The 13,117-nt window shown below is 68.1% G+C and carries 11 protein-coding genes; 7 read left to right on the top strand and 4 right to left on the bottom strand.

Annotation, left to right across the window (positions count from 1 at the left end):
* The first annotated feature begins 7 nt into the window (after positions 1 to 7).
* Positions 8 to 1,321 (top strand): replication-associated recombination protein A, encoded by a 1,314-nt coding sequence (locus ASF28_RS00500; protein WP_056086196.1) that lies wholly within the window; start codon positions 8 to 10, stop codon positions 1,319 to 1,321.
* A gap of 46 nt (positions 1,322 to 1,367) precedes the next feature.
* Here ASF28_RS00500 and ASF28_RS00495 read toward each other — a convergent pair whose 3' ends face one another.
* On the bottom strand, positions 1,368 to 3,464 hold the full coding sequence (locus tag ASF28_RS00495; protein WP_056086193.1) for a putative bifunctional diguanylate cyclase/phosphodiesterase: 2,097 nt from the start codon (positions 3,462 to 3,464) through the stop codon (positions 1,368 to 1,370).
* A 616-nt stretch (positions 3,465 to 4,080) separates the two neighbouring features.
* On the opposite strand from ASF28_RS00495, the gene ASF28_RS00490 reads away from it, so the two are divergent.
* The 5 genes from ASF28_RS00490 (at position 4,081) to ASF28_RS00470 (ending at position 10,680) form a co-directional block, all read left to right on the top strand.
* The gene (locus ASF28_RS00490; protein ID WP_056086189.1) at positions 4,081 to 5,328 is read left to right on the top strand and encodes an Hsp70 family protein; all 1,248 of its coding nucleotides are present in this window, start codon (positions 4,081 to 4,083) and stop codon (positions 5,326 to 5,328) included.
* Between the two features lie 72 nt (positions 5,329 to 5,400).
* Positions 5,401 to 6,861: an RluA family pseudouridine synthase gene (locus ASF28_RS00485; RefSeq protein WP_056086186.1), complete on the top strand. Its 1,461-nt coding sequence runs from the start codon at positions 5,401 to 5,403 to the stop codon at positions 6,859 to 6,861.
* A gap of 614 nt (positions 6,862 to 7,475) precedes the next feature.
* Positions 7,476 to 8,141, top strand: a complete 666-nt coding sequence (locus tag ASF28_RS00480) for an HAD-IA family hydrolase (protein WP_056086184.1) — start codon at positions 7,476 to 7,478, stop codon at positions 8,139 to 8,141.
* A 63-nt stretch (positions 8,142 to 8,204) separates the two neighbouring features.
* On the top strand, positions 8,205 to 9,008 hold the full coding sequence (locus ASF28_RS00475; protein ID WP_056086182.1) for an ATP12 family chaperone protein: 804 nt from the start codon (positions 8,205 to 8,207) through the stop codon (positions 9,006 to 9,008).
* A gap of 139 nt (positions 9,009 to 9,147) precedes the next feature.
* Positions 9,148 to 10,680, top strand: coding sequence for an acyl-CoA carboxylase subunit beta (locus ASF28_RS00470; RefSeq protein ID WP_056086179.1), 1,533 nt, complete (start codon positions 9,148 to 9,150; stop codon positions 10,678 to 10,680).
* A 69-nt stretch (positions 10,681 to 10,749) separates the two neighbouring features.
* On the opposite strand, the gene ASF28_RS00465 is transcribed toward ASF28_RS00470, so the two are convergent.
* The gene (locus tag ASF28_RS00465) at positions 10,750 to 11,304 is read right to left on the bottom strand and encodes a hypothetical protein (RefSeq protein WP_056086176.1); all 555 of its coding nucleotides are present in this window, start codon (positions 11,302 to 11,304) and stop codon (positions 10,750 to 10,752) included.
* A gap of 216 nt (positions 11,305 to 11,520) precedes the next feature.
* On the opposite strand from ASF28_RS00465, the gene ASF28_RS23515 reads away from it, so the two are divergent.
* Positions 11,521 to 11,649: a hypothetical protein gene (locus ASF28_RS23515; RefSeq protein WP_274533103.1), complete on the top strand. Its 129-nt coding sequence runs from the start codon at positions 11,521 to 11,523 to the stop codon at positions 11,647 to 11,649.
* Between the two features lie 19 nt (positions 11,650 to 11,668).
* Here the strand turns inward: ASF28_RS23515 and ASF28_RS00460 are convergent, their stop codons facing one another.
* Entirely contained in the window at positions 11,669 to 12,628 is a 960-nt protein-coding gene (locus ASF28_RS00460; protein WP_056086173.1) for a metallophosphoesterase, read from the bottom strand.
* A gap of 128 nt (positions 12,629 to 12,756) precedes the next feature.
* On the bottom strand, positions 12,757 to 12,972 hold the full coding sequence (locus ASF28_RS00455) for a hypothetical protein (protein WP_056086170.1): 216 nt from the start codon (positions 12,970 to 12,972) through the stop codon (positions 12,757 to 12,759).
* Between the last annotated feature and the right edge of the window lie 145 nt (positions 12,973 to 13,117).

Raw genomic sequence — 13,117 nt, 5'->3', positions numbered from 1 at the left:
TGCGTCCATGTCCGACCTCTTCGCCTCCGCCGGCCTCCAGAACGCCGCGCCGCGCCCCCTCGCAGACCGGCTCCGGCCCCAGACCCTGGCCGAGGTGGTGGGGCAGGAGCACCTCACCGGGCCGGACGGAGCGCTGACCCGGTTGCTCGCCGGAAAATCCTTCGGCTCCCTCGTCTTCTGGGGGCCGCCCGGGACCGGCAAGACCACCGTCGCGCGGCTTCTGGCCCACGAGACCGATCTGCATTTCGAGCAGATCTCGGCGATCTTCTCCGGCATCGCCGACCTGAAGAAGGTGTTCGAGGCCGCCCGCCAGCGCCGGACCCTGGGGCAGGGGACCCTGCTGTTCGTGGACGAGATCCACCGCTTCAACCGCTCGCAGCTCGACGCTTTCCTCCCGGTGATGGAGGACGGTACCGTGACGCTGGTCGGCGCCACCACGGAAAACCCGTCCTTCGAGCTCAATGCCGCGCTCCTGTCGCGCGCCCGCGTCCTGCTGTTCCGGGCCCTCGACGACGCGGCCATCGCCAAGCTGATGGTTCGCGCGGAGGCCCTGACCGGGCGGCCCCTGCCCCTCGACGAGGAGGCGCGCGGCGTCCTCGTCCGCATGGCGGATGGCGACGGACGCGCTTCCCTGACCCTGGCGGAGGAGGTCTGGCGCTCGGCGAAAGCCGGCGAAGTCTTCGATGCCGAGGACCTGCAAAGGATCATCCAGCGCCGGGCGCCGATCTACGACAAGTCCCAGGAGGGCCACTACAATCTCATCAGCGCGCTGCACAAGACCGTGCGCGGCTCCGACCCGGACGCGGCCCTGTACTACCTCTGCCGGATGCTCGACGGGGGCGAGGACCGGCTGTTCATCGCCCGCCGCCTCGTGCGCATGGCGGTGGAGGATATCGGCCTCGCCGACCCGCAGGCCCTGGTGGTCGCCACCGCCGCCAAGGACGCCTTCGATTTCCTCGGTTCGCCGGAGGGCGAACTCGCGCTCGCCCAGGTCACGGTCTATCTCGCCTGCGCACCGAAATCGAACGCCGTCTACAGCGCCTACAAGGCCGCGACCCGCATCGCCAAGGAGCACGGCTCCCTGCCGCCGCCGCGCACGATCCTCAACGGCTCCACCAAGCTCATGCGCAAGATCGGCTACGGCGAGGGCTACCGCTACGACCACGACGAGCCGGATGCGTTCTCGGGCCAGGACTATTGGCCGGAAAAGCTCGGCCGGCAGCATTTCTACTCTCCGACCGACCGGGGCATGGAGCAGCGCTACGCCGACCGCCTTGCCCACTGGGAGGCGTTGCGCCGGCGGCGGCAGGATGAAGGGTAGAACGACCGCTCCACCTGCCGTCCCGTTGTGAGGCGCCGGCGGTCGATCAGGCGGCCATCACCCTGCGGGATGCGGCGGCACGATTGAGTTCGTCGATGATCGGAACGTCGCGGGCCGACGGGACCGGGCGGCCGAGGAGGTAACCCTGGACCTCCGTGCACCCTTCGGCCTTGACCAGATCGAGATGCGCCTGCGTTTCGACGCCCTCCGCCACCGTCGTCACCCCGAGGCGCCTGCCGAGATCGGCCACGACGCCGACGATGGCCGCGCAATCCGCGCGCCGCACGGCGTCCTGCACGAACGATCCGTCGATCTTGATCTTGTCGAAGGGAAACGAGCGCACGTGCGCCAGCGACGAGAATCCGGTCCCGAAATCGTCCAGCGCCACGCGCACCCCGAGGTCGCGGACGCGCCGCAAATCGGCGAGGCAATCGAGTTCGTCGGCCAACAGGGCGCTCTCGGTGATCTCGATCTCCAGACGGCTCGGCTCGAGCCCGGCGCTGACCAGCGCATGAAGGACGTTCGTCGCAAGCGTCCCCTTTCCGAGTTGCTTGGCGGAGACGTTGACGGCGACACGGGCATCGTCGTCCCAGGACGCGGCATCCTGACAGGCGCGGTTCAGGACCCAGATGCCGAGTTCGTCGATCAGCCCGCTATCCTCGGCGACGCCGATGAACTCGCCGGGCGGGATCCACCCCCGGATATGGTGGTGCCAGCGGATCAGCCCTTCGCGGGCCGTGACGCGGCCGGTCGCGAGGTCGATGATCGGCTGGTAGAACAGGAACAGGCTGTCCTTGTTGCCGAGCGCTTGGCGCAGCTTGAGCTCGAGGCGCACGCGCTCGTGCAGCCGCGTCTCCAGTTCGGGCGTGAAGACCCGGAACGTCTTCTTGCCGGCGGCCTTGGCGGCATAGAGCGCCATGTCGGCACGCGACAGCAGCAGTTCCGAGTCGCTCCCATGCTCCGGCGCCGCCACGACTCCGATGGAAGCACCGATCTCGAGGCGACGCTCGGCCTCGATCTGGTAGGGGGCGACGATTTCGAGGACCAGCGCTTCGGCAAGCTCGGTCGCCTCGGTGATGCCCGCGTTCGTGATCAGGATGGCGAACTCATCCCCCCCGAGGCGGGCGACCATGATGTCGGGATGGGCGCAGCGTGTCCGCAACCGATCCGCCACCCGGGTGAGAAGCAAGTCACCGACGAGGTGGCCATTCGAGTCATTGATGAACTTGAAACCGTCGAGATCGATGAACAGCAATCCCAGTCGGGGATCCGGACGCGACAGGCTGGCCTTGAGGTGCTCGCGGAAGGTATTGCGGTTGGCGAGGGTTGTCAGCGTGTCGTAATGTGCGAGCTGCTGGATCCGTGCTTCGGCCGCGACCTGCTTGGTGATCACCGACCAGGTCAGCATTGGACCGAGATAAGTTCCGTCGGTGCCCGTCACCGCCGAGACCTGAAGGTCCAGGACCTCGGCACCGAGCTTGATCCGTGCGTGGTGAGGAAGATTGGCCGGATCGGACAGCAGTCGGCGCTGGTGTTCCGGGTGGCGATGGAACACGTCGATGGAGGCGCCGAGTAGTTCGGATGGCTTGATGGGCAGGAGATCCTTGATCTCGCCGAGGGTCTGCTTCGAAGTCTCGTTGAGATAGGTGATGTTGAAGGTTACGGGGTCGACCGTCATCACCGCGACCGGCATGTCGTCGATCATGCGCAGCAGGCGATACTCTTCCTGTTCCTTGGCCACCTCCGCGGTGGCGATGGCCCAGACCAGGAGGGCGCGGCTGATCCGCCCCGTGGAATCCGGCAGGGGGTGAATGTGCAGATCGAGCCATTCCTTCCCGAAGCAGATGCGGGCCTTGTGCGGCAGCCGGGCACGGTCCGACAGCAGGGTGCGCTGATGGAGCGGGTCCTTATGAAAGACGTCGATGGACGTGCCGACGATCTCGTTCGGGTCGAAGCCGAGGGTTTGACGGATCGACTGCAACAGCTCGATCGAGCACGGATTGGCATAGTCGATCACGAACGTATCGAGACTGCAGGTCATCGCCCCGACCGGAAGCGCATCGAACATGCGTTCGAAGGACAGTGGCTCGATCGGGCCGAAAGAGCCGGGCGGTGCCTTCCTGAGCGACGGACAACCCGACATCGACTTCCATCCTGTCCAGAGCGATATGCCCGATCACCGACCAATCGGGCTGCCGGCAGCTGTTGCTCCACAAGGCGAGCGACCTCGTCCGGGCGAACGTCGCGTGAACCCGCGACACCGACCTACATATGGGCCGAGAAAACTAAATTTAAGTGAAAATCAGAATCGAGGACCAGAAGCAAAGGGGTCGGTGCTTTCTTAGACTGACTTATAACAAGATATTCTATTATGAAATTTGCTATTGATTGAATAGTATTACCCTTTGTCTATCGGAAAATTTCTGGCTTTTGACGAGAAACGTCCTGGATGCGATTTCAACAAACCGCAGTAATGTCGATCCTCGACCACAAGATTCATGCGTCGGCGTTTTGGCGAAGATCTGATGTGGCGTTTCGCTTTCTCATCGACCGGATGCTTCGATCCATTGGGTGGGCGCCATCGAGACGCGATTCACCTGGGACGCGTATGGCAATCATGGCGCAACTGAAGTTTGCAGGTGCGAGCCGTTCCGTTTCGGGGGGGCACGACCGCACCGCACAAAAGCCGGTGGACCTCGCGGAAGCGAGCCTGTAGGTGAGCCGGCCCAATCATCCAGCGCTGATGCCGGAGACCCATCATGGCGGCCTGCGGCCTCGACTTCGGCACGTCGAACACCACCCTCGGCCTCGTCACGGAGCATGCACCGGCCCTGGTCCCCTTGGAGGGCCGCCACGTCACGATTCCGAGCGCGATCTTCTTCCCGCCGGGGCAGGCCGCCTATGTCGGCCGGGCCGCCATGATGGAATACGTCGAAGGCACGCCGGGGCGGCTGATGCGCAGCCTCAAGTCGGTGCTCGGCTCCTCGCTGCTCGAGGAAACCACCCCCGTCGGCCGCGAGCGCATCAAGTTCCGCGATGTCATCGGACGCTACCTCTCCGCCGTGAAGGCCCGCGCCGAGGCGGAGACGGGTGCGAGCCTCGACACGGTGGTGCATGGCCGCCCGGTGCACTTCGTCGACGGCGACCCCGAGGGTGATGCCCGGGCCGAGGACGCCCTGCGGGAAATCGCAAACAGCATCGGCTTCCGGCACGTCTCCTTCCAGTTCGAGCCCATCGCGGCCGCCCTCGACTACGAGCAACAGGTGCGCTCGGAGGAAATCGCCCTCATCGCCGATATCGGCGGCGGCACCTCGGACTTTTCCATCGTGCGCCTGTCGCCCGAGCGCCATGCCAAGGCGGATCGGGCCGAGGACATCCTGGCCAATGACGGCGTGCGCATCGGCGGTACCGATTTCGACCGGCGCCTCAGCCTCGGCACGGTGATGCCGCTGCTCGGCCTCGGCAGCCCGATGAACCGCGGCGACATCGACGTGCCCAACGCCTACTTCCACGACCTCGCCACGTGGTCGAGCATCAACCGCCTCTACAATGCCCGGACCCTCCGGGAGATCGAGGAGGTCCGCCGCGACGCCCGCCGCCCCGAACTGATCGACCGGCTCTACAGGGTGGTGGAGGCCGAGCGCGGACATTCCCTCGCCATGGAGGTCGAAGGCGCCAAGATCGCCACCTCGGATGCGGGCCGCGGCAGCGTCGGTCTCGACTGGGTCGAGCGCGGGCTCTCAGCCGAGATCGACCGGACCGGCCTCGTCACCCACACGGACGAGCTCGCCCGGCGCATCGCCGAGCGGATCGGACGCTGCCTCGCCCAGGCCGGTCTGACCGCCGACCGCATCGACGCCCTGTTCCTCACGGGCGGATCCACCGGCCTGCCGCATGTCCGCGCGGCGCTGACGGCGGCCGTGCCCGGGGCGCGGACCGTCGATGGCGACACCTTCGGCTCCGTCGGCACCGGCTTGACCATCGAGGCGGCCCGGCGGGCGGCCTGATTGCCTGTTGGCAGGCAAGGCCCTGCGCCCGGCACGCTATGCCGCGACGGGTGCGGGTGGTACGAGCGGAGCATGACCACACGACCACCTTCACGCGGCGGCGGCGGACGCAAGGGCTCCGGCGTCGGGGCGAGCAAGCGACCCGGGCGCGGCCCCGGCCCCGCCGGCAGGAGCCCGTTCGGTGCCAAGAGCCCGTTCGGTGCCAAGCGGCCGTTCCGCAACGCCAAGGACCCCGAGCGCGAGCGCACGGGTCCGCGGACCAGCGCCCTCGACGCGGCCCAGCGGGCGGCGTCCATGCGCGGCGAAGCCGACAAGCGGGCACCCTGGCGCCCCGGCGACGCGCCGGATGCAGAGGCCGAACATCGCGATCAGCAGGACCTGCCGACGCGCGTCCGCAGCCCGCGGCCGCAGGCGTCCGAGGAGAGGCCCGAGGAATCCCCGCGCCGCGCCCGCGCTCCCCGTCCCGAGGCGGCCGCGGCGCTCGTGGAGGGCCCGACCCGGCGCGAGCAGCGCGCTGCCGCCTCCGCCACCCTGGCGTCCGGCGTGCAGACCCTTGTCGTCGAGGAGGACGAGGCCGAGATGCGCATCGACCGCTTTCTGACGACGCGGTTTCCGCAGCTGCCGTTCACCCGCGTCCAGAGCATCGTCCGCAAGGGCGAATTGCGCGTCGATGGCAAGCGCGCTAAGCCCAACGACCGGCTTCTGCCCGGCATGAGCGTGCGCGTGCCGCCGCTCAAGCTCGACGCCGTGGGCGAGCGTCCGCGCAGCGCCCAGCGCGACGCCACCGATGCCGACTTCATCCGCTCGCTGATCCTCTACGAGGATGCCGAGATGATGGTTCTGAACAAGCCCTTCGGCCTCGCGGTCCAGGGCGGTTCGGGCACCGTGCGGCACGTCGATGGATTGCTGGAAGCGCTGGCCGGTCCGGACGGGCAGAAGCCGCGCCTCGTCCACCGCCTCGACAAGGACACCGCCGGCTGCCTCATCGTGGCGAAGACCCGGCTCGCCGCCGCGACGCTGGCCAAAAGCTTCCGCTCGCGCTCGGCCCGCAAGGTCTATTGGGCGCTCACCGCCGGGGTGCCCCGCGTGCATCAGGGCCGAATCTCGACCTATCTGGCCAAGGAGGAGCCCACGGATGCCGACGCGCGCATGCGGGTGGCTCAGCACGGTGACGACGGCGCGGCGCACGCGCTGACCTACTACGCCATGGTGGACAACGCGGCCCAGAAGCTGTCCTGGCTCTCCCTGAAGCCGGTGACGGGCCGTACGCACCAGCTGCGCGCGCACGCCGCCCATATCGGCCATCCCATCGTCGGCGATCCGAAGTATTTCAGCATCGAGAACTGGGAATTGCCCGGCGGCATCCAGAACCGCCTGCACCTGCTCGCCCGCCGCATCGTGATTCCGCATCCGCGCACGGGCAAGCCCGTGGATGTCACGGCTCCGCTTCCGCCGCACATGGCACAGAGCTGGAACCTCCTCGGGTTCGACGCCGCGCGCTACGATCCCATCGTCGAGGCCCCTGAAGCCTAAAGCCCTCGGGGAGCCGAGACCTCCCGCGGGACGGGCGAGCGGAGAATGCGACGGTGTCGCACGCCGTGACCTTGGCAATCCCTCGACATGCCTTATCCTCGTGAACAACCTTGGGTGCGCGCCGCGTCTCGGCGAGACCGCATCGCGCCAAGCCGTCTCGAAGGTCACGCCCATGAACCCCGCGACTGTCGCCTGTAGCGCACTCCTGGCCCTGTCCGTCCTGGCCTTCGCGCCCGGGTCGATGGCGCAGACTGCGCCTTCGTCCGCTCCGCAGACCCGCCCGACGCCGGCCGCGACGCCCCCGGCCGCTCCGGGGGCCCGTCAGGCGAATTCCCCCCAACCGGGCCAGACGCAGGCGACGCCGCCTTCCGCGCAACGCCCGGCCAGTCCGGCGCAACCCACCCCGGCACAGGCGGCGCCGACGCCCGGCGGACGCGGCGCCGGGGCTGCGCGGCGGCCCCGATCATCGTATGCGAGCTGTAATCGGCTCGCCCATGCGCGCGGCCTGCGCGGGGGGGCGCGGCGCCGTTTTCTCATCCGGTGCAAGCTCGGCTACGAGCGTCCGCGCCCGCCGCAGGCCGCTCCGGCCCGCCAGCCGTGACGGGCGCGCGCCCGTGACGCTCATCGTCTTCGACGTCGATGGCACCCTCATCGACAGCCAGCACCTCATCGTGGCGGCGCAGGGACTCGCCTTCGCCGAGCACGGCCTCGCAGCGCCGAGCCGGGTCGAGTCCCTGTCCGTCGTCGGCCTGTCCCTGCCGCAGGCGTTCCGGCGCCTCGTCGGCGATCACGGTCCGGTGGAGGGCCTGTCGGAGAGCTACCGACGGGCGTTCAATCTCCTGCGCCTCGATCCGAACTACGAGGAGCCGCTGTTTCCCGGCATGGAAGCACTCCTCCAGCGCCTGCACGCCCGTGACGACATCCAGCTCGGCATCGCCACCGGCAAAGCCCGGCGCGGGGTCGACCGCCTCATCGAGACCCATGGCTGGCAGGATTGGTTCGCCACCACCCAATCGGCCGACGATGCACCGTCGAAACCCGACCCGACCATGCTGCGCCAGGCCATGGCGGAGGCCGGTGCCACGCCCGAGACCACGGTGATGATCGGCGACACCACCTACGACATGGAGATGGCGGTCAGCGCCGGCGCCGTCGCCATCGGGGTCGGCTGGGGCTACCACCCGGCCGGTGCCCTGTTCGGGTCCGGCGCGGCCACGGTGGTGGAGAGCGCGAGCGCCCTTGGCGAGCTTTTCCCGGGTGCTGGTCCCGTGTTTCCCTGATCCTATGATCCAGGACGGCGGCGGGTCTCGCGAGCGCTGCGCCGATAGGCTATTGCGGCACCCATGAGCGACGATCCCAAATCCGACTGGCTCGGCGGCGCCGATGCCGCGAAACCGAAGCCGGTGGTCGATCCGACCGCCTCCGCCCGCGGCCCTGGCAAGCCGGCCCTGCCGAAGCGGTTCTACGCCGCGGCGGGCCTCGCCGAAGCGGAAGGTGGCCTGCGCCTGACCCTCGACGGTCGCCCCGCCCACACGCCCGCGCGCAACCCGCTCGTCCTGCCGACCCGGGGCCTCGCCGAGGCCGTGGCGGCGGAATGGGAGGCGCAGGTGACGGTCATCGATCCGGCGACCATGCCGCTGACACGCCTGGCCAACACCGCCATCGACGGCGTCGCCCCCCGGCGTGACGCGGTGATCGACGATCTCTCGGCCTATGCGGGCACCGATCTCCTGGCCTATCGGGCCGGCGAGCCCGAGCGCCTCGTGGCCGCGCAATCCGCCGCCTGGGACCCCGTCCTCGACTGGGCCCGCGGGGCTCACGGCGCCCGCTTCATCCTCGGCGAGGGGGTGATGCACGTTGCCCAGCCGGACGACACCGTCGCGGCCCTGCGCCGGGCGATCGCGGCGACGGACGGTCCGTTCCGGCTGGCGGCCTTGCACACCCTGACGACCCTCACGGGCTCCCTCGTCCTGGCACTCGCCGTGCTGGACGGCCACCTTACGCCGGCCCAAGCGTGGGCCGCCGCCCACGTCGACGAGACCTATCAGGCGAGCGTGTGGGGCACGGATGCCGAGGCGGCGGCGCGCCATGCCCTGCGCACGGCCGAATTCGAGGCCGCCGCCCGCCTCGCCGCCCTTGCGCGCTGAAAGATCCGGGCGCGTTCCGAGGATGACTTGAAATCCATTTTCGCTGAAAGCGCCGCATGCTAAGGGCGCTTCAAACCGTGGCCGTCACGATTTCGTCGGCGCGGGTCCCGTCATCTCTCCAAGGCAAGGCGTTCCCCGCATGAAGGACATTCTCGAACGGCTCGAGGAGCGGCGCGCCCAGGCCCGCCTCGGCGGCGGTGAGAACCGCGTCGTGGCCCAGCACAAGCGCGGCAAGCTGACCGCGCGCGAGCGCATCGAGCTCCTCCTCGACCATGGGTCGTTCGAGGAATTCGACATGTTCGTGCAGCACCGCTCGACCGATTTCGGGATGGAGAAGCAGAAGATCCCCGGCGACGGCGTCGTCACCGGCTGGGGCACCATCAACGGCCGGACGGTGTTCCTGTTCTCGAAGGATTTCACCGTGTTCGGCGGCTCGCTCTCGGAGACGCACGCGGCCAAGATCGTCAAGGTCCAGGACATGGCGCTGAAGATGCGCGCCCCGATCATCGGCATCTTCGATGCCGGCGGCGCCCGCATCCAGGAAGGTGTCGCGGCGCTCGGCGGCTACGGCGAAGTCTTTCGCCGCAACGTCGCAGCCTCCGGCGTCATCCCGCAGATCTCGGTGATCATGGGACCGTGCGCGGGCGGCGACGTCTACTCGCCGGCCATGACCGATTTCATCTTCATGGTCCGCGATACGAGCTACATGTTCGTCACCGGCCCCGACGTGGTGAAGACCGTCACCAACGAGGTCGTGACCGCCGAGGAACTGGGTGGGGCCAAGGTCCACACCACGAAGTCCTCCATCGCCGACGGCTCGTTCGAGAACGACGTCGAGGCGCTCCTGCAGATCCGCCGCCTCGTCGACTTCCTGCCCGCCAACAACATCGACGGCGTGCCCGAACTCGAGAGCTTCGACGATCCCCTGCGCCTCGACATGAGCCTCGACACGCTCATCCCCGACAATCCGAACAAGCCCTACGACATGGGCGAGCTGATCCGGCGGGTGGCCGACGAGGGCGATTTCTTCGAGATCCAGGCGACCTACGCCCGCAACATCATGACGGGGTTCGGCCGCATCGAGGGCCGCACCGTCGGCTTCGTCGCCAACCAGCCCATGGTGCTGGCCGGCGTGCTCGATTCGGATGCCTCCCGCAAGGCGGCCCGCTTCGTGCGCTTCTGCGACGCGTTCTCGATCCCGATCGTGACCTTCGTCGACGTTCCGGGCTTCCTGCCGGGCACCGCGCAGGAATACGGCGGCCTGATCAAGCACGGCGCCAAGCTGCTGTTCGCCTACAGCCAGGCGACGGTCCCACTCGTGACCATCATCACGCGGAAAGCCTTCGGCGGCGCCTACGACGTGATGGCCTCGAAGCATGTCGGTGCCGACCTCAACTACGCCTGGCCCACGGCCCAGATCGCCGTGATGGGCGCGAAGGGCGCGGTGGAGATCATTTTTCGGAGTGAGATCGGCGACAGCGACAAGATCGCGGCGCGGACGGCTGAGTACGAGGATCGCTTCCTGTCGCCGTTCGTGGCCGCCGAGCGCGGCTACATCGACGAGGTGATCATGCCCCACTCCACCCGCAAGCGCATCGCCCGGGCGCTCGGCATGCTGCGCACCAAGGAGATGGAGCAGCCCTGGAAGAAGCACGATAACATCCCGCTTTGAACCGGAGATGCAACCGGTAGCATGCCGACCCGGAATCTTCGGGCCGGCATGGCTGCGATCCACGCTGAGCTATCCGTGATCGCCGGTTTGGCTCGCCGCGAGAACCGGCTTGTCGGCGACGAGGCGTCGTTTGAGACGCACCAGCGCCTCGCGCTGCAACTCGCTCGGCGCCGAGTGAGCCGAGGCGACCGACCGCACCATCTCGACGAACTGAAGGCGCTCGGCCTCCGTCAGGCGTGCCTTCAGCAGCGGCACGAGCGGATCGGCGATTTGCGAGAAAGGGTAGCGCGGCCGGGTGTAGGCCCAGGCCCGCTCGAACGTCTGGGAGATCCTCTCGATCTCCAGGGGTGTCTCCATCAGTTCGAGGATGCGGGTCTTCTCGGCGGCGGTGATCGGACTGCCGGTGCGCACGATCTGGATCAGCAGGATCACGGCGGCCAACCGCACGTCGCTGACCCGTTGGAGGGCTGATCCGAAAAAATCGTCGAAGGCCGCGCGGGCGCGCCGTTGCAGACCTTTGGTATCCCGGTCGACTTCACGAAGCCGTGTGACCGTGCCATGCGCTCGCAGGACCCAGAACACGACGCCGGTCAGCACGGTCGCGGCGAGGATGAGGATCGGCACTCGACAGGCTTCGCGAACGACGAATCAAATCGAGCAGGAATGCAACATAGACCGAGATCGGGGTCAAATTGGCCGCGGGCGCGAATGACCTAGCCGCGACTTCCCCTCGATTCGACGACATTCGTATTCGCGCGCCGCAGGGGACCCGTCACTTTCCATGCCGCCATTCCGGAAAGTCGTGCGATGATCGGTCCTCGACGGAACGAGGAGACACCCATGGCGACCGAAAACAAACGCGGCAGTCGCGAAGCCAAGAAGCCGAAGAAGCCTGTGGTCAAGACCATCGCGGCGGCGGCCTCAACGAAGGACATGGTCAGCGCAGCGGTGAAGAACGCCAAGAAATAAGGTTCGGGACCCTCGCGCCTCAACCGGGCCGGCGTCCGTCATCCGGGACGGTGCGGCCGGGCACGAGATCGACCGATGCGGCCGGATGCCCGAGTTCGAGCAGCACGATCTCCGGGGGTACGCCGAGGCGCACCGGTACCCGGCTGACGCCGAATCCGCCCGACACGATCATGTGGCGGTTCTTCAGGACCACGTGGCCGTAGGCGAAGTCGTTGCCCCGTTGCGACGGGATCACCGGCGAGTAGCCGAACAGGCGGATCTGCCCGCCATGGGTATGGCCGGCGAGCGTCAGGGACACCCGGTCTGGCACGTCGAGGAAGATATCGGGCTCGTGCACCATGAGGAGCACGGGCGCGGAATCTGTGATCCGCGCCAGGGTGCCGGACAGGTCGTCGCGGCCCTCGTAGTTGCCGACCTTCACGAACGGTTCCTGGTCCCCGAGGCCGGCGATCCAGAACGGGTGACCGTCCTTCTCGAGGCGGAGCACCGTATTCTCCATCACCGGAATGCCGCGGGCCTCAAGTACGCGTTGCGCCTCGGTGACGTCACTGAGCCCCGCCTGTGCCTCCGCGTCGTCCCACCAATCGTGGTTGCCCAAGATGGCATGGACGCCGAGGGGCGCACGCAGGCCCTCGACAACCCGCGCGAATTCCAGGAGCGGCACCTTGCGGAAGGTGACGCTCGGCCCGGCCGGATAATCGCCGAGCATCAGGGTGAGATCGGGCGCCAGGGCATTGGTGGCATCGACGATCTCGGCAATGCGGTCGAGGGGCATGAATGGCTCCCCGACGTGGAAATCCGCTAGGACGGCGACACGCAGGCGCAGGCCCGGCGTCCAGCGTGGCAGCACCGGCGCATAGCGCGTCACGACCAAGCGGTAGCGCGGCTCGAACAGCGCGTAGGCACCCGTGGACAGACCGAGCGCGGCGCCTGCACCGATGCCGCCCAGAACTTGCCGCCGGCTTGGCAGGATCAACATCGGTGCCAGCCCTCGGGTCGCAGGTCGATCCCGTCTCCCTCGCCGCCAATGGTGACGAATTGACGACGCGGTTCGGCCGATGCCCGGCACCACCCGCCGAGGGACGTCCCGCGAGGACTCGGTGGGGATCAGACCAGCGGTGCGTCCTCGTGCTCGAAGCGCGCCGCGATCCGCGCGGCCTTCGCCCGGGCGGCCACCGCCTTGCCCGCCACCGCCGAAACGAGAACCGCGGCGGCGAGCGCCGGCAGGGCCACGGGCCGGAAGCCCTCGGTCAAACGGCCGGACGCGGTGGAGCGACGGTCCAGGGCAGGGGCGGCGCTCTGGTTCTGATCGGGGGCGTACATGAAACGGGTGTCCTGCTTAAGGCTCTCTCGAAGGCCGGCGGGTTGTCCTGACCCGATCGGCCGACCCACGCGGCACGGGCACCTTTCGGTTCGACCCGGACGCGCATCGAGCATCACAGCAACCATAAAGGTGGTCGCAATATGA

Source organism: Methylobacterium sp. Leaf99 (assembly GCF_001422375.1).
Taxonomy (GTDB): domain Bacteria; phylum Pseudomonadota; class Alphaproteobacteria; order Rhizobiales; family Beijerinckiaceae; genus Methylobacterium.
The sequence above is the reverse complement of the archived record's forward strand: the minus strand, read 5'-3'. Positions and strand labels throughout refer to the sequence as shown.

Coding starts and splice junctions, on each gene's coding strand:
- ASF28_RS00500 (WP_056086196.1), top strand. CDS start 8: ATGTCCGACCTCTTCGCCTCCGCCGGCCTCCAGAACGCCGCGCCGCGC.
- ASF28_RS00470 (WP_056086179.1), top strand. CDS start 9,148: ATGAAGGACATTCTCGAACGGCTCGAGGAGCGGCGCGCCCAGGCCCGC.
- ASF28_RS00490 (WP_056086189.1), top strand. CDS start 4,081: ATGGCGGCCTGCGGCCTCGACTTCGGCACGTCGAACACCACCCTCGGC.
- ASF28_RS23515 (WP_274533103.1), top strand. CDS start 11,521: ATGGCGACCGAAAACAAACGCGGCAGTCGCGAAGCCAAGAAGCCGAAG.
- ASF28_RS00455 (WP_056086170.1), bottom strand. CDS start 12,972: ATGTACGCCCCCGATCAGAACCAGAGCGCCGCCCCTGCCCTGGACCGT.
- ASF28_RS00485 (WP_056086186.1), top strand. CDS start 5,401: ATGACCACACGACCACCTTCACGCGGCGGCGGCGGACGCAAGGGCTCC.
- ASF28_RS00475 (WP_056086182.1), top strand. CDS start 8,205: ATGAGCGACGATCCCAAATCCGACTGGCTCGGCGGCGCCGATGCCGCG.
- ASF28_RS00495 (WP_056086193.1), bottom strand. CDS start 3,464: ATGTCGGGTTGTCCGTCGCTCAGGAAGGCACCGCCCGGCTCTTTCGGC.
- ASF28_RS00460 (WP_056086173.1), bottom strand. CDS start 12,628: ATGTTGATCCTGCCAAGCCGGCGGCAAGTTCTGGGCGGCATCGGTGCA.